This is a genomic window from Micromonospora sp. NPDC049201 (assembly GCF_055586805.1).
In genome coordinates this window covers 40,246-65,536 of sequence record NZ_JBVJHM010000009.1, presented here as the reverse complement: position 1 = coordinate 65,536, position 25,291 = coordinate 40,246, and the positions used below count along the sequence as shown (strand labels likewise).

Sequence of the window (25,291 nt, the reverse complement as noted above, 5' to 3'; positions counted from 1 at the left end):
CGCGGGCCGGGGCCGATGAGCGGTCCGCACACCAGCGACGGGCACCGCGGGGTGCTCTACGTCATCGCCTGCGGTTCGCCGCTGGCCCGTCACGTCGGCCGGCTGGTCGACCTCGCCCGGTCCGACGGTTGGACGGTCTGCGTGGTCACCACGCCGGACGGCGCGAAGTTCGTCGACCGGGCGGCGTTGGCCCGGCAGACCGGCCACCCGGTCCGTACGCACTACAAGCAACCGGACGACCCGGACGTGCTGCCCCCGGCGGACGCGATGCTGGTCTGCCCGGCGACGGTCAACACGGTCAACAAGTGGGCGGCGGGCATCACCGACACGCTCGCGCTCGGCCTGCTGATCGAGGCGCAGGGGCTCGGCGTGCCGATCGCGGCGGTCCCGTTCACCAACGTGGCGATGGCCGGGCACCCGGCGTTCCGGGCCAGCCTGAACCGGCTCGCCGAGTGGGGCGTCCGGGTGGTCTTCGGCGACCACGTCGTACGCCTGCACCCGCCCGGGACCGGCGAGCAGCACCTGGACGCGTTCCCCTGGGAGGCCGGCCTGGCCGCCCTGCGCGGCGCGGCCCGCCCGTTGGCCGCCTGAGGTGTAAGCACGGGCCCCTTGTTAACGCATTCGGTGGTGCAGGGGGCCCCGCTTAACGCCGTGGGCGTGGAAACCGCCGGACGGCCGGTAAGCTGGCCGGCCGTGAGCACAACCGGATCGCCGCCCACGGTCGCCGACGTGGTGGCCGCCCTGGACCGCCGCTACCCGCCCGCCTGGGCGGAGGAGTGGGACCGGGTCGGCCTGGTGGTGGGCGAGCCCGACCAGCCGGTCCGCCGGGTCGCCTGCGTGGTCGACGTGGTCCCGGAGACGGTGGACGAGGCGCTCGCCGCCGGCGCCGACATGATCGTGGCGCACCATCCGCTGCTGCTGCGCGGCGTCTCCTCGGTGGCCGCCACCACGTTCAAGGGCCGGATCGTGCACCGGCTGATCAAGGCCGACGTCGCCCTGTACGTGGCGCACACCAACGCCGACGTGGCCGACCCCGGCGTGTCCGACGCGCTCGCCGCCCGGTTCGGGCTGACCGGGCTGCGTCCGCTGCACCGGCCCCGCCCCGGCTCACCGGCCGACGCGCCCGGCCGGGGCATCGGCCGCGTCGGCGAGCTGCCCACGCCGGTCACGCTGGCCGAGCTGACCCGGCTGGCCGCCGACGTGCTTCCGGTCACCGCCTGGGGCGTTCGCGCCGCCGGGGATCCCGGGCGTATGGTTCGTACCCTCGCTGTCAGCGGCGGCTCGGGGGACGCCTTCCTGGCCGAGGCGGCGGCGGCCGGGGTGGACGCGTTCCTCACCGCGGACCTGCGCCACCATCCGGCCGGCGAGCACCTCGCCGCCGGGGGCCCGGCCCTGCTGGATGCCGCCCACTGGGCGACCGAACGGCCCTGGCTGGACGACCTGGCCGCCCACCTGGCCGACGACCTCGGCGTCGAGACCGTGGTGTCCGACCTGGACACCGACCCCTGGACCGTGCACGCCGCCGCGCCCCGACCGGACGACAAGGAGCCCCGACCGTGAAGGCTGACCCGAAGGTGCAGCGTCGCCTGCTCGACCTCCAGGCGATCGACACCACGCTCGCCCAGTTGGCGCACCGTCGCCGCAGCCTGCCGGAACGGGCCGAGCTGGAGGCGCTCGCGCGCGAGCTGTCGGCGCTGGAGGACGAGCGGGTCCGCGCCCAGGTGGCCGTCGACGACCTGGACCGGGACATCGCCCGGCTGGAGAAGGACGTCGACCAGGTGCGGGCGCGCAAGAGCAAGGACGAGGCCCGGCTGGCCTCGGGCAACGGCCCGGCCCGGGAGCTGGAGGCGCTCCAGCACGAGCTGGTCTCGCTGAACCGCCGGCAGAGCGACCTGGAGGACGCCGAGCTGGAGCTGATGGAGCAGCGGGAGACCGCGCAGGGCGTACTGGACGGCATCGAGAGCCGGATCGCCGAGGCCCGGGAGCGCCGGGCCGCGACCGAGCAGCGCCGCGACGACGCGCTCGCCGAGATCGCCAAGGAGGAGGAGTTCAAGCGCACCTCCCGGCAGCCGCTCGCCGGTGACCTGCCGGCGGACCTGGTCACGCTCTACGACAAGATCCGCGAGGACACCGGGATGGGGGCCGCGCTGCTCACCGGCGGTCGCTGCGGTGGCTGCCGGCTGGAGCTGTCCGGCGCCGACCTGGCCCGCATCCGCAAGTCGGACCCGGACGACGTGGTTCGCTGCGAGGAGTGCCGCCGGATCATGGTCCGGACCAACGAGTCGGGGCTGTAGCCGCCGTGGCGGTACGCGCGGTCGTGATCGAGGCCGACGGCGGTTCCCGGGGCAACCCGGGCCCGGCCGGCTACGGCGCGGTGGTCCGGGACCCGGAGACCGGTGAGGTGCTGGCCGAACGCTCGGCGGGAATCGGCACGGCGACGAACAACGTGGCGGAATACCGGGGCCTGATCGCCGGGCTGGAGGCCGCCGCCGAGCTGGGCGCGGCCGAGGTCGAGGCGCGGATGGACTCCAAGCTGGTGGTCGAGCAGATGTGTGGCCGCTGGCAGATCAAGCACCCCGGGCTGCGCCCGCTGGCCGCCCAGGCCGCCGGGCTGGTCGGCCGGTTCACCGCCGTCCGGTTCACCTGGATTCCCCGGGAGCGCAACAAGCACGCCGACGCGCTGGCCAATGCCGCCATGGACGCCGCCGCCGGCCGCGCTCCGACGACGGCGGCGCCGCGTGCCGCGCAGCCGCCGCGCGAGGTCGCCGGCCCCGACTCGGCGGCCCGGGCCGCCGCCCGCGAGGTGGCAGCCCGCGCCGCCACCGCGAAGGCCACCGGCACCGACCCGGCCACCACGCCGGCCTCCTGGGAACCGCGCCCGACCGAGGAGGGCACCCGGTTGATCCTGGTGCGGCACGGGGAGACCGACCGCACCGTGCAGAAGCAGTACTCCGGTCGCGGCGACGTGCCGCTGACCGCGCGGGGCCGGGCCCAGGCTCGGGCCACCGCCGCCCGGGTAGCCGCGCTGGCGCCGTCCGTCGCGGCCGTGGTCAGCTCACCGCTGTCCCGGTGTACGGCCACCGCCAGGGCGGTCGCCGCGCTGGTCGGCAACCCGCCGGTACGCACCGACGACGACCTGATCGAGTGCGACTTCGGGGTCTGGGAGGGGCGTACGTTCGCCGAGGTGCGGGACGGCTGGGCGGGCGAGTTGGACGCCTGGCTCGCCTCCACCCGGGTCGCGCCGCCGGAGGGGGAGTCGTTCGCCGCGGTGGCGGAACGCACCGGCCGGGCGGTGGACCGGCTGCGGTCGGCGTACCCGGGGGAGACCGTGGTGGTGGTCTCGCACGTCTCGCCGATCAAGCTGGTGCTGCGCGACGCGCTGGCCGCCGGTGACGCGTTCCTGCACCGGCTCTACCTGGACACCGCGGGCGTCTCGGTGCTCGACCTGTACCCGGACGGCGGCGTCGCGGTCCGCTCGGTCAACGACACCGCCCACCTCGGCGACCTCTGACCGGGAGTCGGCCGTTCGGCGCAGCCGGGCGGCCGTTCGGCGCATCGACGTCCGCCTGTCGAATGTGACCGGGCTCACCGGGTCGTAGCCTCCGGCCGTCACCTGGCCCGCTACGACTTCCCGGAGGTTGTCAATGGCCACACCGGAACCGGAGGCGCTGGACACGGCGCGTTCCCGGGCGAAGGACAAGAGCCCCTGGAACTGGCTGCTCTTCATCCCGATCGTGGTGCCGCTGATCCCGGCCTTCTTCAACGCCGACTCGCCCCGGCTGTTCGGGTTCCCGCGCTTCTACTGGCTGCAACTGGCCTGGATCCTGCTGGGCGTCGGCACCACCACGCTGGTCTACCAGATGACCAAGAAGAAGCGGGGTGACCACTGATGTGGCGTGACCACCTCACCGAGATCATCGTCTTCTCCGTGCTGTTCCTGCTGGTCAGCGCCATGGGCTTCGTGGCCGCCCGGTGGCGCCGGCCGCAGGACATGGCCCACCTCGACGAGTGGGGGCTGGGCGGGCGCAGCTTCGGCGGCTGGATCACCTGGTTCCTGGTCGGCGGTGACCTCTACACCGCGTACACGTTCGTGGCGGTGCCGGCGCTGATCTTCGGGGCCGGCGCGGCCGGGTTCTTCGCCGTGCCGTACACGATCGTCATCTACCCGATGGTGTTCCTGGTGCTGTGCCGGCTCTGGTCGGTCTCGCACCGGCACGGCTTCGTCACCCCGGCCGACTTCGTCCGCAACCGGTTCGGCTCGCCGATCCTGGCGCTGCTGGTCGCCATCACCGGCATCGTCGCCACCATGCCGTACATCGCGTTGCAGCTCGTCGGCATCGAGGCGGTGCTCAAGACCATGGGTGTCACCGGGGACAGCGCGGTGGCCCGGCACCTGCCGATCATCATCGCGTTCGCGATCCTGGCCGCCTACACCTACCAGTCCGGGCTGCGCGCGCCGGCGCTCATCGCGTTCGTGAAGGACTCGCTGATCTACGTCGTGATCCTGGTGGCGGTGGTCTACCTGCCGTACAAGCTGGGCGGCTGGGGCAGCATCTTCGACGCCGCCGACGCGAAGTTCCAGGCGACGGCCAACAACCCGAACGACGGCATCCTGCTCAACGCCAACAACCAACTCCAGTACGTGACGCTGGCGTTCGGCTCGGCGCTGGCGTTGTTCCTCTACCCGCACAGCATCACCGGCGTACTGGCCAGCCGGAACCGGGACGTGATCAAGCGGAACATGTCCGCGCTGCCGGCGTACAGCCTGCTGCTCGGGTTGATCGCGCTGCTCGGCTACATGGCCATCGCGGCGAACGTGAAGCCGCTGCCCGGCGCGAAGGAGGGCAGCGTCGACGGCAACACGGTGGTGCCGCTGCTGTTCGACCAGCAGTTCCCGGACTGGTTCGCCGGCGTCGCGTACGCGGCCATCGGCATCGGCGCGCTGGTGCCGGCGGCGATCATGTCGATCGCGGCGGCGAACCTGTTCACCCGCAACATCTACAAGGAGTACCTGAAGCGGGACGCGACGCCGGCGCAGGAGGCGAACGTCTCGAAGATCACCTCGCTGGTGGTGAAGGTCGGCGCGGTGGCCTGCATCGTCTTCCTCGACCCGCAGTTCTCCATCGACCTCCAGCTCATCGGCGGCGTGATCATCCTCCAGACGCTGCCGGCGGTGGCGCTGGGCCTCTACACCCGTTGGTTCCACCGGGGCGCGCTGATCGCCGGCTGGGTGGCCGGCATGGGCCTGGGCATGTGGATGCTCTACCAGATCGGCAACCCGGCGACCGGGAAGAAGCACTTCGCCGGCTCGGCGTTCCCGCTCTCCGAGTTCGGCTTCGACACCAAGAAGACGATCTACGTGGGAATCGTGGCGGTGCTGGTGAACCTGGTGGTGGCCGCGCTGGGCACGCTGGTGCTGCGGGCCGCGAAGGTGGCCGACGGCCCGGACGGCACCACGCCGGACGACTACTTCGCCGACGAGGGCACGCCCCGCGTCTCCGCCGACCGCACCGACCCCGCCCCCGAACCCGTCGCGTGAAAGGAGGGGCCCCCTGTTAACGCATTCTGCATAACAGGGGGCCCCTCCTAACCAAGCCACCCTCAGCGGCGACGGTTGCGCGCGTCCAGGGCCTCGTTGAGGCGGTGCAGCAGCTCCGCGAGCGTGTCCCGGTCGTCGTCGGACCAGGCCGACAGCATCTCGCCGTAGAGCCGGGTCCGCGCGGCCCGCACGGCCGCCATCCGCTGGAGCCCGGCCGGCGTCGCGGTGATCACCGTGCCGCGCCCGTCGGCCGGGTCGGGGGTACGCGCGATCAGGCCGTCGCGCTGGAGCGCGGAGACCTGCCGGGTGACCGTGGAACCGTCCAGGTTCAGCCGGGCGGCGAGCGCCGAGACGTTCTGCGGGCCGGCGTCGTCGAGGTGCCGCAGGATCACGTACGCCGCGCGGTCGAGCAGCCGGTGCTCCATGGTGCCGGTGCCGCGCCGGGTGGCCTCGCCCAGCCGCATCAGCAGGGCGACCTCGGTCTCGATGCGGCCGAGTGTGACTTCCTTCGCGTGGTCGTCGTCGCTCATAGCTGTATGATACAAGGAAATTACCTGTACGATACAGCTATCTGGGAGGTTGCGGAGTGGATCGGCGATCCGAACCCAACCGCAGTGCCATCTACGCCACCACGCTCGTGGCGTTCCTCGCCATCGCCGGCATCGCGGTGGTGGACCCCATCCTGCCCGCCATCGGCGAAGCCATCGGCGTCACCGCCTGGCAGGTCGAACTGCTCTTCACCGCGTACATCGCGGTGATGGCCGTCGGCATGATCCCGGCCACGCTGGCCAGCGGGAAGTTCGGCTTCAAACCGGTGCTCATCACCGGTGTCTCGGTGGTCGGCCTGGCCGCCATCCTCGCCTCGTTCAGCAACGACATCGTCCAGCTCTCCGTGCTGCGCGGCGTCTGGGGGCTGGGCAACGCGATGTTCTTCGCCACCGCCATGGTGGTGCTGGTCAACCTCGCCAACGACCGGGAATGGGTGGTCGGCCTCTTCGAGACCGCGCTCGGCCTCGGCTTCGCCGTCGGCCCGCTCATCGGCGGCCTGCTCGGCGAGGTGAGTTGGCGGCTGCCGTTCTTCGTCTGCGGCGTGTTCATGGTGCTCGCGCTCGGCGTCGCCGCCCGCAAGCTCCGCGAACCCACGAACAAACAGCCTCCGGTACGCGTCGGCCAGATCTTCGCCACCTACCGCCGGCCGGCGTTCGTCACGCTCTGCGTGGTCACCGCCGCGTACAACTTCGTGTTCTTCGTGGTGCTCGGCTACACGCCGCTGTTCCTGCGCCTCGACGTCATCCCGCTGGGCCTCGCGTTCACCGGCTGGGGCCTCGGCCTGGCCGCCGGCATCCTGCTGATCGGCCACCGGCTCGCCCACCGCATCGGCGCGGTGCAGACCGTCGGCGTGGCCATCCTCGGCCTGCTGGTCTGCATGGTGCTGTTCGCCACCTCCACCGGCACCGCCATGTCGCTCGTCGTGCTGGTCGTCGCCGGCCTGTTCATGGGCCTGGCCAACGCCAACCTGACCGACCTGGCGCTCGGCCTCGGCTCCGCCGACCGGCGCATCGCCACCGGCGCGTTCAACCTGGTCCGCTGGGGTGCCGCCGCGCCCGCGCCGATCATCTCCGGCAAGCTCGCCGAACACGGCCTGGCGCTGCCGTTCTGGGTCGGTTTCGGGGTGCTCGCCGTCGGCGTGCTGGTCTACCTCGCGTTCGGTCACCTGATGGCCGCCGGCTACGGCGAACGGGTGATCTGGAACCGAGCCGCCCGCGCCGCCGAACACGCCCCGGAGGAGCCGGTGGGGGAGGCGTACTGACCGATCGTCAGGTCAGCGCGCGCCACAGCAGGTAGAGGCCGATCGTGGTGCCGAACAGCACGATGACCGTCTTCAACACCACCGCCGGGAGCCGGCGGGCCAGCCGGGCGCCCGCGTACCCCCCGACGACGGTGGCCGGCGCGACCACCGCGACGGCCACCCACTGCACCGGGCCGAACAACGCGAAAATCACCAGCGTGGTCAGCCCCACCACGGCCGAGAGCAGGTTCTTCACCGCCGTCACCCGGGCCAACGTGGCGTCCAGCACCAGGGCCAGCCCGGCCACCAGCATCACCCCGAGCGCCGCACCGAAATAGCCGCCGTACACCGTGCCGACCAGGACCATGGTCTGCACGGTGACGGTACGGCGGCGCGGGCTCAACCGCGACGGATGGCCCACCAGCCGGCGCAGCGGATCCTGGAACGCGAGGAGCGCGGTCGCGCCGAGCACCAGGAACGGCACCACCACCTCGAACGCGCGTGCCGGCGTGGCCAGCAGCAGCACACAGCCCAACGTCGTCCCGACCGCGGCGGTGGGCAGCAACGCCCACAACGCCCGACCGCGCGGCAGATCCGTCCGGCTGCCCGCCACGCTCGCCGCGTACCCCGGAAAGACCGCCACCGAGTTCGACACGTTGGCCGCCACCGGCGGCAGCCCGGTCGCGATCAGCGCCGGGAACGTGATCAGCGAGCCGCCACCGGCGACCGCGTTCACCGTGCCCGCGGCCAGACCGGCGACCAGCAGCAGCGCGACGTCGGAGAGGTCCATGATCCCCGAGGCTAGTACGCCCGGGTCCGGCTGTCCGGGTACGAGTCGGGGGGACCACTGTGCGGCCCGGATTCCGGTATAACCAGGCGTGACGGGGGCACGGGGAGGCGTCGATGCGGGACAGACTGGACCGCGCGCTGCGCGCCGGCCAACTCGACGGCCTGCACGCCGTCGTGGCGGTTCGCGGCGACGAGATCGTGTTGGAACACTACGGCGTCGGCGAGGACTTCACCTGGGAGCGTTCGCTGGGCGTCGTGGAGTTCGGACCCGGGACCCTGCACGACATCCGTTCGGTCACCAAGAGCGTGACCGCGCTGCTGTACGGCATCGCGCTGGGCGACGGGCTGGTCCCGGCACCGGGGGAGCCGCTGCTGCCGCACCTCCGGGGCTATCCCGACCTGGCGGCGGATCCCGCGCGTGCCCGGCTCACCGTCGAGCACGCGCTGACCATGTCGCTGGGGCTGGAATGGCGTGAGGACCTTCCGTACGACAGCCCGGCCAACGCCGAGATCGCGATGGAGCTGGCCCCGGACCGCTACCGCTACATCCTGGAGCGGCCTGTCGTCGAGCCGCCCGGCACCCGGTGGGCCTACTGCGGCGGTGCCACCGCCCTGCTCGGCCGACTGATCGCCGACGGCACCGGGCGGCCCCTGCCGGAATACGCGCAGGCGACGCTCTTCGGCCCGCTGGGCATCGACCGTCACGAGTGGCTGGCCGGCCCGGACGGAGTGGCCTCCGCCGCGTCCGGGCTGCGGCTCACACCCCGCGACCTGGCCCGGCTGGGCGAGCTGGTGCTGCACGAGGGAGTGTGGCACGGTCGCCCGCTCGTCCCGGCCGACTGGCTCCGCACGATGCTCCAGCCGCGCCTTGAGACCGAATGGGGTGCGCGGTACGGCTACCACTGGTACCTCGACTCCGTCGCGGGCCACGAGCTGGTGGCGGCGATGGGCAACGGCGGTCAGCGCCTCTACGTCCTGCCCGACCTGGACCTCGGCGTGGCCGTCACCGCCGGCAACTACGACGACCCCGAGCAGTGGCGGACCCCACTCGCACTGCTGGAGCAGGTCATCCTCGCCGAGGCCGGGTGACGCGCCGCAAGGCGTCGGGGCGGAAATGGGCGCGGCGGGCGCGTCGTTAGGATGAGGGCGCGACGGACGAGTCGACCGGGCGGTCGCGTCGGCGGGCTACAGCCCGCCGCCGAGGAACGTCCGGACTCCACAGGGCAGGGTGGTTGCTAACGGCAACCCGGGGTGACCCGCGGGACAGTGCCACAGAAAACAGACCGCCGACCCGGCAAGGGACGGTAAGGGTGAAACGGTGGGGTAAGAGCCCACCAGCACCCCGGGTGACCGGGGTGGCTCGGTAAACCCCACCCGGAGCAAGGCCAAGAAAGGGCCGTCACCGCAAGATGACGACTCGCGCAGACGCTTGAGGGCTGCCCGCCCGATGTCTGCGGGTAGGCCGCTGGAGCCTGCCGGCGACGGCAGGCCTAGATGGATGGCCGCCGCCGGTGCGCCTACGGGCGTGCCGGGCACAGAATCCGGCGTACAGGTCGACTCGTCCGTCGCCCACCAGCTCAGAGACCTGATCAAGGCTCTGAGCTGGTTCTATGTCCGGTGCTGTTGGTTGGCCTTGGTCATCGTTGGGTGGCGTTTGACGGCCTGGCCACGGCCTGAGACGGCCTGGAGACGGCCTGAGTGCTGGGTCAGTTGATCGTCGTCTCAGGTCGTACCGCTGTGCCGTCGTGGGCCGTCTCCGGGCCGGCGCTCGATGGTTCCGGAGTCGAGCCGGCGGCTGTGGGGGAGGGGTCGGGCACGTCCTGGCGGTGGAGCTGGTGCCGCGACCCGGTGACTCGGTGGCAAGCCAGTCCCGGGGTTGGACTGGCGCGGCAGGCGGAAGCCCCAACCTCGACGGCGGCTGATGTGCCGGCTTCCGTACCGGTCGCTGGGCAAGCCGGCTATGCGAATCTGCCGGTGCCGCCCAACCGGATGTCCAGGTCTCGTAGGAGGGCGCCGAGCCGTCTGCTGGTCTCGGCGTCCATGTAGGGGATCGGTCTGCCTGCGGCCTGATGCTCACCCAGGTCGTACAGCGCGTTGCGAAGGTCCTCGGCTGTGGCGAGGTCGAGACGCAGCTCGATCGGGTCGTCCATACTGCGACCGTAGTGCTGTCGGCTACTGGCGTGAGGGCGGTGTCCCGGCGGCTGTCGGTGGCTCACCGCCCCGGCGCCGTAGGCGGCCGGGGCGGCTTGCCGCCGGCCGGGCTTGCCGCCCCGCACCGCGCGGAGCGCGGTGCCTTGATCTAAGACAGATCAATTCGGCAAGTGGGTGAGCTGGCGCTTTGTCGTGTCACGGCACATGCTTGACACTCGCGTCCCACCAGATGCTTGACATGATCACGAAGCGAAGTTGCTGGCCGCTTCCTCGCGATCATCAAAGTTCTGACATGCGCCGTGTTGGCTCGGCTTCGGCTACTGCGTCGCGGCCCACAGAACTCGTCGTGTTGATCTAGGGTGATGCGATGACCGCCAAGCCCGTGACGACGGTACTGTTCGACTTCGCCTGGACTCTGTTCGCCAGGGACTCGGAGCGCTGGGTGGGTAACGCGGCAGCATCGATCGATCGGACATTGGCTGCCGGCGAGGCGCATCGTATTGCTGGCCACTTCGCGGAACTGTTGCGGGAGACGGCCACGGATCCGGCCCACATCGCCCGAGATCTGGATCCGCGAGTCTGGGATCGGGCGATCATCGCCGTGCTGAAACAGATTCCTGGCGTGGACCAGGCGCTGGCATCGGTCTTGCACGAAACACACGCCGAAGCGATCGAGCCGTACGCCGACACCGTCGCCACCCTGTCCGCATTGCGTGATAGCGGTGTTCGCATCGGCGTCGTCAGCAACGTCGGCTGGGACATCCGCAAATGCTTTGCGCGGCACGGACTCGACGGCTATGTCGATGCGTTCGTACTGTCCTACAAGGTCGGCTTCGTCAAACCGGACCCTCGGATCTGGGGCGCCGCCCTCGAAGCCCTCCATTCCACACCGGGCCAGACCCTGATGGTCGGTGATCATCCCTCCGGCGACGGCGGATCGGTTTCCGCCGGCATACCAGCGCTGATCCTGCCAATGGTGGCTTCGCCCGCGCAGAAACGCGGCTTCGAATACGTGCTCAGGCTTGCCCAGGTTCCGTCCTGACGGGTCTGTCGCTGGCACTCACGTGAAGCTCCTCGCTGTCGAACGTTGAGATGCCGACTCTAGGCTCAACGTCAAGCGTGTCCTGGGACGGATTCGTCAAGCATGTGGTGGGACTAGACAGGTGAGCTGGCGCTTTGCGAAGGAATTCTTGGGACGAGCAGCAAAGAGTATGCCTAGTCTGCCTCGCCTGCGAGCCAGGAGGAAGGAATGAGGCCGTCTTCCTCGCTGACACCCCTCCAACGCTGCATAACTGCTTTTTGAAACCATTCGGTCTTTAGATCTGCGTGATATCGAGAAGATGGACGGGGGGTGCGCCATACCCACGGGTGGTGGGCGAGATTTCCCGTGAACGGCCGGACCTCTATGACGAATACCGGCAAGGAGTCGGATGCCTGACCCTAGCTAGCTGATGTTGCCTTGACGCGAGATCATGGATGGATGCCGAAAACCCCCTCCTGGTTGAAGCGACCGGACCGCCATGCCGTTTGGCGAGGTCGGCGTGAGGCAATAGCTGGTTGGCGTAAGGCAATATCTGATTGGATGTTCGAAAGAACAAACCCAGCCAAGCCTCGGACCTACAGGCCAATCCACATAGCGACACTCACTGTGCTGACTATTGCTGCTTTGGCAATCACCACAGTAACGGCGCTTTTCATGTGGGACGCGGCCCAGGTTCCGGCGAAGCTGATAACTTCGCCGGACCTAGCCGTTCGCGCGGCACAACTGCGGGTGGACGTCATTCGCAATATCCTCGCCGTTGGTGCGGGTACAGGTGGTTTGATTGCCCTGTTTCTAGCCCTGCGCCGTCAGTACGTTAAGGAACGGGTCGATTACGACGACCAGGCTTATAAGAACCGAACGGCTGACGATGCGAGGCACGACGCGACGGAGCGGCGGGTAACTGATCTTTACGTAAAAGCTGCTGAGCAATTGGGATCAGAGAAAGCTGCGGTGCGCTTAGCGGCGTTGTATGCATTGGAACGCTTAGGGCAGGATAACGCTGAACACCGTCAGACCATCGTGGATCTTTTGTGTGCGTATCTAAGAATGCCCTACACGCTGCCGTTTGAAATGGGAGAACGGCGCAGTCAGGCGGAACGTGACGAAGAAGACCAGAAGCGTTATCAGGAATTCCAAGTACGTTTAGCTGTGCAAAAGATTTTGGTTAAGCACCTTAAGTATAGTGTTCGGCGGAGGCATTTAACCCCTAGCACCGGCGCGATTTCTGGATCCTCACTATTTTGGGCGGATATCAGCGTGGACCTGAGCGGGGCTGTGCTTCCCTCGGTCAACTTTAGAGGGTGCGCAGTTAGCTCGATTAATATGGACCGCGCCCGGATTGAGGGCGACGCTCACTTCGAGGACTTCTACTGCTCGGGGGACGCAACGTTTCGGGGGGCTGGCTTTCGTAGGGGATCGAACTTTTGGGCGGCCACATTTGCGATGCTCTTGTGCGACGAGGCGGAGTTTTCGCACGAGGCTCTCTTCAACAAAGCAGAGACGTTTCTGGGGCACTTTCTTGGTGCCAGATTCAACAAACCCCCATCGTTCAGGGAGGCAAAATCGCAGGTTTGGGACTTCCGTGGGGCTGTTGCTCCTTCGGGCGATTCAAGTGAGTTGCCGTTAGATTTCGTGGTCCAGGGCGAAGGGGATGGCACCTTCGGCGAAGTGGTTTTGACAACCGATCGTAGATGGTGGGATGAGGGGCCGGGGCGGGATCAGCCTGTGCTGCCCGAGGCCGTAAGCCAAAGTTTGGAGGCCATGAGCCATCGGCTCAAAAATGCGCGGAATAAGTAACGTAATGCTGGATCGTATATGCATACGGGGTGGCTGGCGCACTTCGGTTGGCTCGATGAGCGCCAGACCCACGGCGGAGGCCGGTCGGCTCCTAGTCACTCGGTGCTTGGCTGGCCCGAGACCATCTGATCTGCAAGTTGACTGCCCGCCGGGGCGCAGCGCCCCCATGGCGTTGCTGTGGTTGGCGGCCGGCCCGGAATATTAGCTGCCTAGGAGGGAACTTGATCAGTTGGGTTCGCGTGCGGGCGAGGTGTCGGGATTCCGACGATGTGGTTGCCTCTTGAACTAAGCCGCGTGATCTCGAACCTTCCCTTCTGCACGTAAAGATTGCGCCGGGCGATGGCATCGCCCATGGGGTTGAGTTGGTAGCCGTTCAGCCATATCCAGTGGTCGTAAGTAGGCCAGTCGAGGACGCGGATCACGCGGAACATGATCGGATTGACGAACTGCACACTCGCGGCCCGGGTTAGACGTACGATATCCCCGGCCCTGGGTAGTAGCGGCTCCGTCTGAACTGAGGGCTTGTCGTGTGGCTCGGGTGCTGCATCCTCACTGGCCCTCACGTTTACTCTTCCTGTCTCGCCAGGCGCGTAAGGTCGCGCCTGCCGCTGCTAAGCGCGGACATCCGTCGTCGGCGCACTTCGAGCAGACGGAGCGGTGGTGGAAATCGACGACGTAGCCGGCCATCAGGACCCTGAACGGAGGCTCCGGCTGCTGCTGTGGGATCAGCATGAATCACCTCTGGTTGCGGCGCTTGAGAGCCTTCGACGAGCGCCAGGCGCCGGCCTTAGTCATCAGGGGTGGCTCCGGCGGGGGGACGGCAGCGCGGCCAATCCATCGCTGTCCCCCGAAGTTGCGCGTCGATGAGACCGGCTCGCCGGCTACGTAGTCGATCGGATGATCAGGGCGCTGGAACCACTTGAACCTAGTCATGCGTAAAGAGTAAACGACTAGAGCGGGCATGAACTAGGTCTCCATCAAGTTGATACGTGCCTAGTCGACGGATGCCTAGCGTCAGTGTCATGGGCAAGAAGCTGCGGCTGGTGGGTTCGGGCGAGATCCGAACCATGCTCGGCGGCGTCTCCCGACAGCGCGTCTACCAGATCACCAATCGGCGCGACTTCCCTGAGCCTGTGGCCACGCTTCAGATGGGCAACGTCTGGCTTGCCGAGGATGTTGAGGCGTGGATCGCTGCCAAGCGCGGGGACTTGGACTAGCTCGTAGCCGTCCCTCGCGGAGGGCGCCAGCTCCGAACCGAGACAACGAGAAACGCCCCGGTGATGATCCCCGGGGCGCTCGTGTGCGTGGGTGCTACAGCTCGTCGACGGCGAACGCCGACACCAGCTCGGCCATGCTGTCGATGAGGGCGTCTGCGGCGGCGAACCGCTCGCGCTTGCCGGGCTTGTTGGCGTACCCGATGGCGGTGACCCCGGCGGCGTGGGCGGCCTCGATGTCGGTCTCCGAGTCGCCGACGAGGACGCATTCTGCCGGCTCGGCGCCCAACTCGCGAAGGGCTTCCCGAACGGGAAACGGGTCCGGCTTCATGCGCTCCGGTGCTGCCTCCGGTCGGCCGATGACCGGGTGTACGTAGCCGGTGAGCCGGCGGGCGCTCAGGTAGGCGTACACCGACTCAGCCGAGTTGTTCGATACGACCGCGACCCGACGGCCGGTCTGCTGGGCGGCAACGATGACCTCTCGGCCGTACGGCGTAGGCGCGGCAGTGCGGGCCGCGGTGACTTCCTCGCGGGTCATCGCCTCGTCGATCAGGCGGACGACTGCCGGGCGCCCAAGCGTTGCGGTGAAGCGAAGCACGGCGAGCGGGTCACGTTCGGCCAGGATCTCGGGCGGCAGGGTCACGCCCTGGTCGACGAGTAGCCGGCGAAGTTCGTGGGCGACGGTCGGCGCGGGGCGCTGGGCGAAGATGCTGCACACGGGGCCGTCGAAGTCGAGCAGGATTACTCGGGCGCGGTCGATCACCTTGGCTAGGTCTGCGGCGGTCACGAGGCGTACTCGCGGGCGATGGTGCCCCACAGGCTGTCGAACCAGGCGCGGGCCTGCTCGACGTAGAGGGCGTCATTGCTGGTGTCTTCGTCGCTGGGCGTGAACGGGAAGAGGATCGCGTCCTTGCCCATCGCGTCGTAGATCGCCATTGGCTTGCCGTCCACGGAGACGGTGTGCTCGACGACGGGATAGAAGCCGAAGAAAGCTTCCTGCTCGTTGATGATGAACAGCTTGAACAGGGGCGCCGCGTTGTGGACGCGTACCTCGGTGGTGGCGGTCTTGACCAACCCGAGGTCGGCAAGCTCCTGGACGGCGTCGGTGACGGCGTGGATGGACCGGTCGGTGATCCGGCGGGCTCGGGCTCGAATGCCGGGGTCGTCGGCCTGGTCCTCGGCGCGACAGGGGATCGCCATCGGGGCGGTCATGTCGGAGATCAGCACGCGTACCCGGATGGACTCCGGGGTGAGGCGGCCGATGCGGACCTTGTCCAAGGTCTCTTGGATCGCGTTGTACAGCGTCTCTCCGGAGAAGCCGGCGAAGTCGATCGTGACGTTCGTGGCCTCGAACGCTCGCTCGATGTGGGGCCGTAGTCCTACCGGGCGTTCGGTGTTGGCGCGGACGAAGGTGCCGCTGCCCTGACGGGTCACGATCAGCCGCTCGTCTTGCAGCTTCCGTAGGGCGGCCTTGATCGTCTCGCGGGCGACGCTGAATCGCTCGACGAGGTCGTGTTGCGACGGCAACTTCTCGCCGGGCGCGAACTTCCCGGTCTTGATCTCTGCGCGGAGAGTGGCCGCAATCTGCTGCGACGGTGTGCGCGGGTCGTCTGGGTCAAGAGCCATGGACGGAAGGTACCGCTGACTAGCCAGGCTAGGAAAGTTCCCACGCTGTCGTTGACATGACTAGCCAAGCCGGCCTACCTTTGATCAACGTCACCTGGCTAGTCAGGATGGTCAGGTGGGATCAGGAGGTTGAGCGATGGCTCTGCGTGGCGGTACGAGGTTCGCCGTGCGTTGTGAGGACGTGTTCCCGGCTGGGTGCGCGTTGGTGCCCGAGTCGATGGGTGAGGTCGAGGACTTTGACGAGAAGACGGGTCGGCGTAGCCCGGCGAAGGACAAGTTGACCGGTCAGCGGGTGTGGCAGGTGCGGGTGATGGACCTGGACCCGGAGCTTGGCAAGCGGTCGCGGGAGACGACGGTCAAGATTTCCGCCGATTACCAGCCGGTGCCGCCGTCGGGTGCGCCGTTCGAGGCGGTGGAGTTCGACGGCATGACGGTGACGCCGTACGTGGCGAACAACGGCCGGATGGCGTACTCGCTGCGGGCGACCGGGATGCGTGCCCCGGCCGGTGTGGCCAGCAACAAGAAGGCGGCGGCGTAGCCGCATCTGGTGGGGGCGGGGCTGTCAGGTCTTGGCGGACGGCAGCCCCGCCCTCTGTCTTCTTCCCCTGCTCTGTCGAGAGAGGTAGTGACGTGTCCAAGGGTATGCGTCCGGCTAGCCGTGGCTGGCCTCGGTGCGGCGTGTGTCAGTCCCGGTTCGATCCGGCCACCGGTGCCGACGGCCGGTGTGAGGGCTGCGTGGGGCAGCTCGTGCTTCCGTTCCCGCCGGTGCGGGATGCGTCGGGCCGGTTTGTGTCGCTGCGGGGTGCCAAGTGATCGGGCGGCCTCGCGGCGAGGTGGTGACGACCTCGGCCGGTGACCTGATCGTGTTCCGTCCGAGGCGCTTCGAGCTGCCGATGTGGGCGGTGGTGCTCGGCCTGGTGCTGCGCTGGTCCGGGCGGCTGCTGTGGTGGTGCCTGCGTCACCCGGTGGCTACCGGCGCGGTGGTCCTGGCGCTCTGGCTCTACGTCGAGTTCGACTGGCTCGGCCTGGTGGTGCCGCTGGTTGTCGCGTCGGCGGTCTCGGCGGTGTGGCGCTGGCGAGACGAGTCGTCGTGGTGGACCTGGCTGGCGGGTCCGCTGCTCGGGGCGTTCCGGCGGGTGTTCGTCTACCGGCGGGTGTGGCGTGAGGCCATGACGCTGTGCGGGCTCGCCGAGACGTTCGACCGTCGGCACGTGCTGCCTGAGCTGTTGCGGGTCCGTTCGGATCAGGCCCTCGACGTGCTGACGGTGCGGATGGTCCGGGGGCAGACGCCGGAGCAGTTCCAGCGGGTGAGCGCGAACCTGGCGTACGCCTTCGGCCGGCGGCACGCCCGCGTCTACGCGGAACGCCCCGGTGACCCGCCGACCCGGACTGGTCGGGGTGCGTGGCTGCTGCGGCTGGTGGATCGCGTGCGGTTCCGGGACCGGCCAACGGTGCTCTACGTGGCGTTGGTGCGGACCGATGCGTTGCGCACGCTGGTGCCGCCGTTCCCGGTGCCGGCGGTGCCGGACTTCACCGCGCTGCCGCTGGCCCGGCGGGAGGACCTGCGTCCCTGGTCGCTGCATCTGCTCGCAACTCACGTCCTGGTGGGCGGCGCCACCCGGTCGGGCAAGGGCTCGGTGCTGTGGTCGCTGGTCCGGGTCCTCGGCGGCGGTGTCGCCTCCGGGCTGGTGCGGCTGTGGGCGGTCGACCCCAAGGGCGGGATGGAGTTCGCGCTCGGCCGGCCGATGTTCGCCCGGTTCGCCTGCAAGTCATTCGAGGCCATGGCGGACCTGCTCGACGAGGCCGTGACCGTGCTGCGGGAGCGTCAGACCCGCCTGGCAGGAACGGTTCGGGTGCACACGCCGACCGAGGCTGACCCCCTGGTCGTGGTCGTCGTCGACGAGATGGCGGCACTGACCGCGTATCTCCAGGACGTCGAGCTGCGTAAGCGCATCGCGTCCTCGTTGGGGTTGCTGCTGTCGCAGGGGGCCGGCGTCGGCGTGCTGGTGGTGGCCGCGTTGCAGGACCCGCGTAAGGAGGTGCTGCCGTTCCGGGACCTGTTCCCGACCCGCATCGCGCTCGGCCTGACCGAGGCGTCACAGGTCGACATGGTCCTCGGCGACGGTGCCCGCAACCGGGGCGCGCTCGCGGACCAGATGCCCCGGTGGGCCAAGGGCGTCGGGTACGTGATCCTCGACGGCACACCCGACCCGATGCGGGTCCGGTTCTCGTATGTCAGCGACGACGACATCCGCGACATGGCCCGCCGGTTCCCGGCGCCGGCTGATGCCTCGGACATCCTCGCCCAGGTCGGCCGGGAAACCGCCACCGAACCGGTACGGCTTCCGTTGCCGCGTAAGCCGTCCGGGCGGCTGCTGCCCGACGCGCTGCGCAACCTCCTGGACTCCGATGGCGGGGGTGAGCCGCGGTGACCACCCCTGCGAACGGTCGCCGGTTCTACCGGCTGCGCACCCCCGAACCGGTCACCGCTGTGTCCGTCCGCGTCGACCCGGATCGGCCCGATCCGTACCCGGTGTATCTCGCGGTCGGTGCGGGCCGGCGACGGATGTCCCTGACCCCCGACGAGGCGTGGGCGCTGTGGCGCTGCCTCTCCGAAGCCGTCGCCACGCTCGGCGCCCCTCCCGACTACATCCGCACCGACATCCGACCGGCCAGGAGGTAACCGCGATGACCACCCTCACCCGCATCGTCAACCGGCTCCGACGCCCGCTGCGCATCCGCCTGGTGGGCCCGGCCGACCAGACCGCCGCCGCCCTGCACGGCCTGGCCCGGATGGTCAACCGCCGCCCCGACATGGCCGACCGGCGCATCCGCATCGACCTGACCATCCGCGACAAGCCGATGCAGGAGTGGCGATGACCGAGCGCACCGAATCCGCCGTACGCCTGGTGATCCTGCTCGCCATCGCCGCCATGGCCGGCGCCGCCGCCTTCACCCACGTCCACGACCTCTCCGTCGCCCACGGCCAACCCAACTGGATCGGCTGGGCCAACGCCGTAGCGGTCGAACTGATGACGATCTACCTCGGCCTGGAACTACGCGCCCGCCGTCGTACCGGTCGACCGGTCGGCCTGGTCGGCTCGCTGCTGGTGGCGTTCGCGTTGCTATCCCTCGCCGCCCAGGTCGCGGAAGCCGAACCGTCGGTGTGGGGCTGGACCGTGGCGGCGGTACCGTCGCTGGCCTTCCTCGCCCTGGTCAAAGTCGTCCTGTCCAACGCCCCGATCACCCCGCCGGCTGTCGAGCCGGACCAGCCGGACGCCTACCGGTACGAAGAGCCGGCGGAAGCCACCGAGGTCGAACCGGTCCGCCCGTCTGCCGTTCCGGCGGTACTGCCTCCGCGCGCTGTCCAGTCCAACCGGCCGCACGTCGTCGGGATCATCCGATGACCGCTCCAACGCTGCCCGGCCTCGCGCCGGCCGCCCCGACCCCGGTTGTTGCTCCTCGGCCGGGGTCGCGGGCGGCCCGCATGGCGCTTCCTCGCTCGGTCGACGTGCTCAAGGAGATCGCCGCCGAGTACGGCGTCTGCGTGCGCCCTCTGGCGATGCGTCGCACGGACCTCGACACCGGCCTGACCGAGGTCATCGACCTGCCCTGCGGCGCGACCCGGGAGGACAAGTGCGCGCCGTGCGCGAAGAAGAACCGCCGGCTGCGGCAGGCCCAGATCCGGGAGGGCTGGCACCGCGACGACGAGCCGCTACCGCCCCCGGAACCGGCGACCGAGGAACAGGAATCCCTGATCCTCTTCCGCGCACACCTGGAGTTCTCTCGTGACGAGGCGTCCCGGGCATGCCAGTGGGACCAGGTGGAAGACCTCGACGAGGCGATCCGGGAAGTGGAAGAGGCGATCGCGGCCGAAGGGCTCCGGGGACGGGTCGCCCCTCCGCACGCGACCGGCGATGAGGACCAGGGCGACGACGACACCGGCCCGCGCCGCAAGCGTTCCACCCGGCGGCGGCAGGATGCCCCGGAACTGCCTCGGCGAAAGGTCGAGGCGCGCACGGTCGGCAGGACGTACACCGCTGCGGACGGGGCCACCTACCGGCCGTCGATGTGGCTGACGCTCACCCTCGACTCCTACGGCCCGGTCCGCCCCGACGGCACACCGCTCAACCCCGACCGGTACGACTACCGCCGCGCTGCCTGGGATGCGGTGCACTTCCCTCGGCTGCTCGATCGGTTCTGGCAGAACCTGCGCCGCTGTGAGGGCTGGAACGTCCAGTACGCCGGCTGCGTCGAGCCGCAACGCCGACTCGCCCCACACGCGCACTTCGCCATCCGGGGCACGATCCCCCGGGACATCCTGCGCACCGTCGCGGCGGCCACCTACCACCAGGTGTGGTGGCCGGCGGTCGACGACCAGCGGTACACCGTCGACCGGCCCCCGGTGTGGGACGAGGACGCCTGCGCGTGGGTCGACCCGGACACCCGCCAGCCGCTGACCACCTGGACGGAAGCCCTCGACGCCATCGACGCCGACCCCGACGCGGAACCGGTGCACGTGGCCCGCTTCGGCGCCCAGGTCGACGCGCGGGGCGTCATGCCCGGCACCGCCGACGCCGAACGGACCATCCGGTACGTCACGAAGTACATCACCAAGCACACCGGCGACTGCCACAAGGCCACCACCGACCGGCAACGGGCACACCTGGACCGGCTGTGGCGGGAACTGCGCGTCACCCCCTGCACGGACCGCTGCGCGAACTGGCTGCTCTACGGCGTCCAGCCGAAGAAGGCGCACGCGAAACTCAAGCCCGGCCGTTGCAAGGGCAAGGTCCACCAGCGCGACACCCTCGGCATCGGCGGCCGGCGCGTCCTCATCTCCCGCGACTGGTCCGGCAAGACGCTCTCCGACCACAAGCACGACGTGCGGGCCTGGGTGCGAGCGCTGCTCGGCGTCACCGTCGGCCTCGATGGCGTCGACGACCAGGGCGCCACCGTCGAACCGGTCCGCCACGCCTGGGAACTCGCCCGCCCGGATGATCCCGACGTGCCGGCCATGGCTCACCGGCTCCTGCGGTCGATCAGCGAACGCGCCCGCTGGCGCTCGGAACTGCTCGCCGCCAAGGACCGCGCGGCCCAGCTCCCCGACGACACCTCAACGACGGAAGCGGACGACAAGACGGGGGAGGGGCTGTGATGACGGCCAACGACAAGCTGTGGACGGTTCGGGACGTGTCGGCGTACCTCCGGGTGCCGCAGGAGACTCTGTACCGCTGGCGCAAGGTCAAGTACGGTCCGCCGGCGGCCCGGATCGGCCGACACCTGCGCTACGAGCCCGAAGCCGTCCGGGCCTGGGTACGCGAGCAGGCGGCGGCCTGATGGGGCACGTCGAGGATCGGTGGTACAGGGTGATCCGGCATCCCGGCGGCCGAAAGGAACGAGTCAAGTCGGCTCTGTTCGGCAAGGGGATGCGCTACCGGGTGCGGTACATCGGCCCGGACGGGCGGGAGCGTAGCCAGTCCTTCCCGGACCGGGCCAAGCGCGACGCTGACGCCTTCCTCGTCTCGACCGAGACGGACAAGCTGCGAGGCTCCTACGTCGACCCGTCCGCCGGCCGGATCACCTTCGCCGAGTACGCCGAGAACTGGTTGCGCACCCGCTCCTTCGACGAGTCGACCCGGGAGACCACCGAGTTTCGGGTACGCAAGCACCTGGTGCCGTTCTTCGGCTCTCGGCAACTGGCCTCGATCAAGCCGGGCCACGTCCGGGAGTGGGACGCCGCGATGGTCGGCAAGCTGGCGCCCTCCACCCGGGCCGTCGTCTTCGCCCACCTGCGGACGATCCTCGGCGCGGCCGTCGACGATGAGCGCATCGCGAAGAACCCGTGTTCGGCAAAGTCAGTCAAGCCTCCTCGGCCGGCGCAACGGCGAGTCGTTCCCTGGCGGGCCGACGAGGTTTCGGCAATCCGCGGTTGCCTTGCGGAGCGGTACCGCCCGATGGTCGATCTGGGCGCCGGCTGTGGCATGCGGCAGGGAGAGATCTTCGGCCTGGGCGTCGATGACGTCGACCTCGACTCGGGCTGGGTGCACATCGTCCGGCAGGTCAAGGTGGTCCGCTCCCGGCTGGTCTTCGGTCTGCCCAAGAACGACCGGGACCGCCGCGTACCGCTGCCCGACTCGGTGGCCCAGTCGCTCAAGGAACACACCGAGAAGTACGACCCGCTCTCGATCACCCTTCCGTGGGAGGACCCGTTCAGCGACGAGCGGGTGACCGTGCCGCTGCTGTTTACTAGCACCCGCCGGGGTGCGATCAAGCGGGCCACCTTCGACGGCAAGAACTGGCGTCCGGCGGTGAGGGCCGCTGGCATCGTCCCGACCCGGGCGACCGGGATGCACGCGCTGCGCCACTTCTACGCCTCGGCGTTGCTCGATGCGGGCGAGAGTATCAAAGCGCTTGCCTCGTACCTTGGGCACTCCGACCCCGGCTTCACGCTCCGGGTCTACACCCACCTGATGCCCGCCAGCGAAGAACGTACCCGTAACGCAATAGACGAGTTGTTGGCACGCACTGGCCCTGTGTGAAGAGATAAATGTGGAGGTCAGTGGTGGTGAGCGTGCCACCAGGACGAGGCCTTGCATGCAGCACTACTCTCGGGCCGTGACAGAATTCGAGGACTTTAGTGGATGGGGGCAGCTTGCGCGTGTCCGTTACGTCGAAGATGAGCGCTTCGTCTATATCGAGACGCTGAACGGCGGTATGGGCTGGGTTGAATCGTCGGGACCGGCAGCTTTTGAATCAGGCGAAATTGTCCTAATCGTCGATAACCGAATCGAGAAAGCTCCTCCGGAGCTATGGAAGCCGCAGCCGTGGGTTGCGGTCGTTCGGGTTCAGAAACCGGACTTTACGGTCGTCGAGTTTGGCGGAAATGTTCGGATCGTTCCGCCGTCTGACGTTACCTATGGTGTAGGAAACACTGTCGAGGTGTCTGCCGACGGCGTTCTGCGTGTGCTCGACGAGAAGCCTATACGTCTCCTTGACCTACCAGAGGTAGGCGATGATGCTGCCGAGGAATTTATCGATCGCGGCCAGGGAGAATTGCAATCGTTTGATGACTTGGGAGGTCTGGCCAGCGTAATTGAGCGGGCTCGTGAGCTTATTGAGCTGCCGCTAAAGCACCGTGATCTCCTTGACAGAATTGGTGCGCGGCGCGTTAAGGGAGTGCTGTTTACGGGTGAACCTGGAACTGGGAAAACCATGCTTGCCCGAATTATCGCTCAAGAATCTCAGGCAACTTTCTATCGGGTAAGTGGGCCGGAGGTGGTAAGTAAGTGGCATGGGCAAAGTGAGGAGTTGCTTCGCAAAATTTTCACTCACGCAAAACGGCAAGAAAGTGCCATCATATTCTTCGACGAGATCGATAGCATTGCCGGGCAGCGCGATGACAACTCGCACGAGGCTTCGAATCGTCTAGTGGCGCAATTGCTAACGTTGATGGATGGCTTCAATGCTGTCAGCAACGTGGTAATCATTGCGGCGACCAATAGGCCGCAGGATATTGATATCGCGTTGAGGCGTCCGGGAAGATTCGATTGGGAGATCAATTTTCCTTTGCCGGGCCGCCAGGATCGCGAGCAGATCCTAAGAGTTTCTGCCAAGCGGTTGCGAACCGTCGATTCCCTACCGCATGCTTTCGTTGCAGAACGTACAGATGGATGGAGTGGGGCGGCGCTGGCGGCGATTTGGACGGAGGCGGCACTCCTCGCGGCTACTGATCGCCGAGATGTGATCGTAGAAGAGGACTACATCGGCGGATTCGAGCGAGTCGAAGCCTGGCAGCGGCAAAAGGCGATCAAGGTAAAGGAAGTAAATGAAGTTCTTCAAACGTAAGCTTGCTAGTTTGCGCCGTCGGCGTCGAATCAAGGCTGCCAGGCTGCTCACTACGCCGCTTCGAGAATTCGTATACCTCGATGAGGTCAGCGTCTACAGTCTGCTCGCGTCTCGGCAAGGTGCTCTGGCCTCCGAGTACACAGACACACAGACCGCTGCCTCCCGAGGGGAGTTATCCGGAAAGGTCGGGGTCGGCGTAAACGCCACGAAGGGCGAATTCTCGTCTAAAAGAGAGGACACGTACACGCAATCTTCTCAAGTTATCCGCAAGTCAACCGTGCAGGCTGCCTTTAAGGAGCTGTATGAAGGCGAGGAGGATAGGCTCGGGGTCACGCCATTCAAGCTGAGTGAAAAGCCCCCTAAGGTGAGCTCTTGGGAACAGTTATCTCAAGACCTATCTAATCCCGTATTCGATGGCTGGATTATGCGGCCATCGAGTCTAAGTAGAGGCCAGTTGGTAGAGCTTGAGATTGAGCTTGCGACGCACTCGATCTTTAAGATGACGTCGGTCATGTCTGCCCTGTGGGGCATCATAGCTGAGAACCCTGAGCTTTTTCCGCAGAGTCAGTTCCCACAATTGCAGGATGTTGCTGCGGTGAATCGGGTGCTGAATAAGTTGCTGGTTGGCCTAATACCGCTCCGGTGTCGGGCCCTTGACTACTGTGTGGTGGAGGTTAATGGACAGAAGGTCGCGCTGCACGTTCGCTTAGCGGAACAGATTGCTCCCGACCCAAATTTCGTACCGGTTCCACTTTATGTGGTAGGTGTTACCGAGGAACGCTTGTACTGGAAGGATGTACGACGCGTTCTCTTCACGGGACAGCGTTTCCGAATTCTGGCTAGAATGAGTACTGGTGCTGTAACTAGCCATTGGGTCCCTGTTAAGCTCGTTGATGTTTTGAGTGATGTCGTGCCGGATATGGCAGAAAGAATCGAGCAGGCAGGAAGGGTTTTTGGTGAAGCGTCGGTTGCTCGAACTGGAGACGGCGATCACAGTGCGAGTGTCGCAGTTGCCTTGGTCTCCTATTCGAAACTTCTCGCAGATCGTTATGACATAGCGATCGATGCGGATCAAGAAAAGGCCTTCGAGGCTATCGCCGAAACTCATTGTCATGAGTTCAATGGATACGATGCTCGGCGCGCTGCCTTCGAAGCCATCGCACGTCATTTCTCAACCGCTTATTCGATTAAGGTTGATCCGGTCGATGCGGCTCGACTTCGCTCTGTAGCCCTAACTGATGCGCTTCTTCTGCCAGACGGTCGGCTGGCGGCATCGTCTGACCTTGCTGGTCCTGCAGAACCTCAGCAGAAGAACGACGAGATGCTCTTGGATGCAGAAATCGTTGCGGTCTACTGGTGAGCCAATCACGGCCTGGCGACGGCCTGCAGCCGCTGTCGCCAGGCTCCGCCCCTGGTCAGCGAGGGTGCGATGATCTTAATCCGGCGTACAGGTCGACTCGTCCGTCGCCCACCAGCTCAGAGACCTGATCAAGGCT

General features: G+C 67.6%; 27 protein-coding genes and 1 other RNA gene. 22 read left to right on the top strand and 6 right to left on the bottom strand.

The genetic code is table 11. The annotated features are described in order from the left end of the window. The first annotated feature begins 15 nt into the window (after positions 1 to 15). From ACZ6O5_RS20445 to mctP, 6 genes are all read left to right on the top strand, one after another. A complete protein-coding gene (locus ACZ6O5_RS20445) occupies positions 16 to 591 on the top strand; it encodes a flavoprotein (protein WP_465979191.1) in 576 nt (191 codons plus the stop codon). A 138-nt stretch (positions 592 to 729) separates the two neighbouring features. Then, positions 730 to 1,560: a Nif3-like dinuclear metal center hexameric protein gene (locus ACZ6O5_RS20440; protein ID WP_405094291.1), complete on the top strand. Its 831-nt coding sequence runs from the start codon at positions 730 to 732 to the stop codon at positions 1,558 to 1,560. After that, positions 1,557 to 2,294, top strand: coding sequence for a zinc ribbon domain-containing protein (locus tag ACZ6O5_RS20435; protein WP_405090668.1), 738 nt, complete (start codon positions 1,557 to 1,559; stop codon positions 2,292 to 2,294). The genes ACZ6O5_RS20440 and ACZ6O5_RS20435 overlap by 4 nt, the downstream gene beginning before the upstream one ends. Positions 2,295 to 2,299: 5 nt before the next feature. Next, positions 2,300 to 3,511, top strand: coding sequence for a bifunctional RNase H/acid phosphatase (locus tag ACZ6O5_RS20430; protein ID WP_465979189.1), 1,212 nt, complete (start codon positions 2,300 to 2,302; stop codon positions 3,509 to 3,511). A gap of 133 nt (positions 3,512 to 3,644) precedes the next feature. Continuing rightward, positions 3,645 to 3,890: a DUF3311 domain-containing protein gene (locus ACZ6O5_RS20425; RefSeq protein ID WP_281936910.1), complete on the top strand. Its 246-nt coding sequence runs from the start codon at positions 3,645 to 3,647 to the stop codon at positions 3,888 to 3,890. Next, positions 3,890 to 5,539, top strand: coding sequence for a monocarboxylate uptake permease MctP (gene mctP / locus ACZ6O5_RS20420; protein ID WP_465979186.1), 1,650 nt, complete (start codon positions 3,890 to 3,892; stop codon positions 5,537 to 5,539). Before ACZ6O5_RS20425 ends, mctP begins: the two co-directional genes overlap by 1 nt. A gap of 62 nt (positions 5,540 to 5,601) precedes the next feature. On the opposite strand, the gene ACZ6O5_RS20415 is transcribed toward mctP, so the two are convergent. Next, complete coding sequence (locus ACZ6O5_RS20415; protein ID WP_281936906.1) at positions 5,602 to 6,069, bottom strand: MarR family winged helix-turn-helix transcriptional regulator; 468 nt, start codon at positions 6,067 to 6,069, stop codon at positions 5,602 to 5,604. A 56-nt stretch (positions 6,070 to 6,125) separates the two neighbouring features. Here ACZ6O5_RS20415 and ACZ6O5_RS20410 point away from each other — a divergent pair, with 56 nt between their 5' ends. Next, complete coding sequence (locus ACZ6O5_RS20410; RefSeq protein WP_465979184.1) at positions 6,126 to 7,349, top strand: MFS transporter; 1,224 nt, start codon at positions 6,126 to 6,128, stop codon at positions 7,347 to 7,349. 7 nt (positions 7,350 to 7,356) lie between these two features. Here the strand turns inward: ACZ6O5_RS20410 and ACZ6O5_RS20405 are convergent, their stop codons facing one another. Further along, positions 7,357 to 8,118, bottom strand: coding sequence for a sulfite exporter TauE/SafE family protein (locus ACZ6O5_RS20405; RefSeq protein WP_465979182.1), 762 nt, complete (start codon positions 8,116 to 8,118; stop codon positions 7,357 to 7,359). A 113-nt stretch (positions 8,119 to 8,231) separates the two neighbouring features. On the opposite strand from ACZ6O5_RS20405, the gene ACZ6O5_RS20400 reads away from it, so the two are divergent. Both ACZ6O5_RS20400 and rnpB read left to right on the top strand, forming a co-directional pair. Continuing rightward, positions 8,232 to 9,206, top strand: coding sequence for a serine hydrolase domain-containing protein (locus ACZ6O5_RS20400; protein ID WP_465979180.1), 975 nt, complete (start codon positions 8,232 to 8,234; stop codon positions 9,204 to 9,206). A 67-nt stretch (positions 9,207 to 9,273) separates the two neighbouring features. Next, positions 9,274 to 9,682: RNase P RNA component class A (rnpB, locus tag ACZ6O5_RS20395), an RNA gene on the top strand. Positions 9,683 to 10,075: 393 nt separating this feature from the next. Here rnpB and ACZ6O5_RS20390 read toward each other — a convergent pair. Next, on the bottom strand, positions 10,076 to 10,267 hold the full coding sequence (locus ACZ6O5_RS20390) for a hypothetical protein (RefSeq protein ID WP_465979178.1): 192 nt from the start codon (positions 10,265 to 10,267) through the stop codon (positions 10,076 to 10,078). Between the two features lie 368 nt (positions 10,268 to 10,635). Between ACZ6O5_RS20390 and ACZ6O5_RS20385 the strand changes: the two genes are divergently transcribed. Both ACZ6O5_RS20385 and ACZ6O5_RS20380 read left to right on the top strand, forming a co-directional pair. Further along, positions 10,636 to 11,310 carry an HAD family hydrolase gene (locus ACZ6O5_RS20385; RefSeq protein ID WP_465979176.1) on the top strand — a complete coding sequence of 225 codons (675 nt, stop codon included), beginning with the start codon at positions 10,636 to 10,638 and terminating at the stop codon, positions 11,308 to 11,310. Between the two features lie 540 nt (positions 11,311 to 11,850). After that, positions 11,851 to 13,107: a pentapeptide repeat-containing protein gene (locus ACZ6O5_RS20380; RefSeq protein ID WP_465979174.1), complete on the top strand. Its 1,257-nt coding sequence runs from the start codon at positions 11,851 to 11,853 to the stop codon at positions 13,105 to 13,107. A 209-nt stretch (positions 13,108 to 13,316) separates the two neighbouring features. On the opposite strand, the gene ACZ6O5_RS20375 is transcribed toward ACZ6O5_RS20380, so the two are convergent. Beyond that, positions 13,317 to 13,559 carry a hypothetical protein gene (locus tag ACZ6O5_RS20375; protein ID WP_465979172.1) on the bottom strand — a complete coding sequence of 81 codons (243 nt, stop codon included), beginning with the start codon at positions 13,557 to 13,559 and terminating at the stop codon, positions 13,317 to 13,319. Positions 13,560 to 14,129: 570 nt separating this feature from the next. Between ACZ6O5_RS20375 and ACZ6O5_RS20370 the strand changes: the two genes are divergently transcribed. Then, positions 14,130 to 14,324: a helix-turn-helix transcriptional regulator gene (locus ACZ6O5_RS20370; RefSeq protein ID WP_028189453.1), complete on the top strand. Its 195-nt coding sequence runs from the start codon at positions 14,130 to 14,132 to the stop codon at positions 14,322 to 14,324. A gap of 94 nt (positions 14,325 to 14,418) precedes the next feature. On the opposite strand, the gene ACZ6O5_RS20365 is transcribed toward ACZ6O5_RS20370, so the two are convergent. Together ACZ6O5_RS20365 and ACZ6O5_RS20360 are read right to left on the bottom strand one after the other, a co-directional pair. Continuing rightward, on the bottom strand, positions 14,419 to 15,108 hold the full coding sequence (locus tag ACZ6O5_RS20365) for an HAD family hydrolase (protein ID WP_465979169.1): 690 nt from the start codon (positions 15,106 to 15,108) through the stop codon (positions 14,419 to 14,421). After that, positions 15,105 to 15,947: a GntR family transcriptional regulator gene (locus tag ACZ6O5_RS20360; RefSeq protein ID WP_174526940.1), complete on the bottom strand. Its 843-nt coding sequence runs from the start codon at positions 15,945 to 15,947 to the stop codon at positions 15,105 to 15,107. Before ACZ6O5_RS20360 ends, ACZ6O5_RS20365 begins: the two co-directional genes overlap by 4 nt. A gap of 136 nt (positions 15,948 to 16,083) precedes the next feature. Between ACZ6O5_RS20360 and ACZ6O5_RS20355 the strand changes: the two genes are divergently transcribed. The 10 genes from ACZ6O5_RS20355 to ACZ6O5_RS20310 all read left to right on the top strand — a co-directional run bounded on the left by ACZ6O5_RS20355 (position 16,084) and on the right by ACZ6O5_RS20310 (position 25,155). Further along, positions 16,084 to 16,485: a transcriptional regulator gene (locus ACZ6O5_RS20355; protein WP_465979167.1), complete on the top strand. Its 402-nt coding sequence runs from the start codon at positions 16,084 to 16,086 to the stop codon at positions 16,483 to 16,485. 355 nt (positions 16,486 to 16,840) lie between these two features. Then, a complete protein-coding gene (locus ACZ6O5_RS20350; protein WP_465979568.1) occupies positions 16,841 to 18,379 on the top strand; it encodes an FtsK/SpoIIIE domain-containing protein in 1,539 nt (512 codons plus the stop codon). Continuing rightward, positions 18,376 to 18,630: a hypothetical protein gene (locus ACZ6O5_RS20345; protein WP_069088957.1), complete on the top strand. Its 255-nt coding sequence runs from the start codon at positions 18,376 to 18,378 to the stop codon at positions 18,628 to 18,630. The genes ACZ6O5_RS20350 and ACZ6O5_RS20345 overlap by 4 nt, the downstream gene beginning before the upstream one ends. Positions 18,631 to 18,635: 5 nt before the next feature. Then, positions 18,636 to 18,827, top strand: coding sequence for a hypothetical protein (locus ACZ6O5_RS20340; RefSeq protein ID WP_465979165.1), 192 nt, complete (start codon positions 18,636 to 18,638; stop codon positions 18,825 to 18,827). After that, positions 18,824 to 19,354, top strand: coding sequence for a DUF2637 domain-containing protein (locus ACZ6O5_RS20335; RefSeq protein WP_465979163.1), 531 nt, complete (start codon positions 18,824 to 18,826; stop codon positions 19,352 to 19,354). The genes ACZ6O5_RS20340 and ACZ6O5_RS20335 overlap by 4 nt, the downstream gene beginning before the upstream one ends. Next, the gene (locus ACZ6O5_RS20330; RefSeq protein WP_465979161.1) at positions 19,351 to 21,105 is read left to right on the top strand and encodes a replication initiator; all 1,755 of its coding nucleotides are present in this window, start codon (positions 19,351 to 19,353) and stop codon (positions 21,103 to 21,105) included. The genes ACZ6O5_RS20335 and ACZ6O5_RS20330 overlap by 4 nt, the downstream gene beginning before the upstream one ends. Further along, the gene (locus tag ACZ6O5_RS20325; protein WP_465979159.1) at positions 21,105 to 21,287 is read left to right on the top strand and encodes a helix-turn-helix transcriptional regulator; all 183 of its coding nucleotides are present in this window, start codon (positions 21,105 to 21,107) and stop codon (positions 21,285 to 21,287) included. The genes ACZ6O5_RS20330 and ACZ6O5_RS20325 overlap by 1 nt, the downstream gene beginning before the upstream one ends. Beyond that, positions 21,287 to 22,489, top strand: coding sequence for a tyrosine-type recombinase/integrase (locus tag ACZ6O5_RS20320; protein ID WP_465979157.1), 1,203 nt, complete (start codon positions 21,287 to 21,289; stop codon positions 22,487 to 22,489). The genes ACZ6O5_RS20325 and ACZ6O5_RS20320 overlap by 1 nt, the downstream gene beginning before the upstream one ends. Positions 22,490 to 22,565: 76 nt before the next feature. Then, positions 22,566 to 23,795 carry an AAA family ATPase gene (locus ACZ6O5_RS20315; protein WP_465979155.1) on the top strand — a complete coding sequence of 410 codons (1,230 nt, stop codon included), beginning with the start codon at positions 22,566 to 22,568 and terminating at the stop codon, positions 23,793 to 23,795. Continuing rightward, positions 23,776 to 25,155: a DUF6414 family protein gene (locus ACZ6O5_RS20310; RefSeq protein ID WP_465979154.1), complete on the top strand. Its 1,380-nt coding sequence runs from the start codon at positions 23,776 to 23,778 to the stop codon at positions 25,153 to 25,155. The genes ACZ6O5_RS20315 and ACZ6O5_RS20310 overlap by 20 nt, the downstream gene beginning before the upstream one ends. Positions 25,156 to 25,291 lie beyond the last annotated feature (136 nt).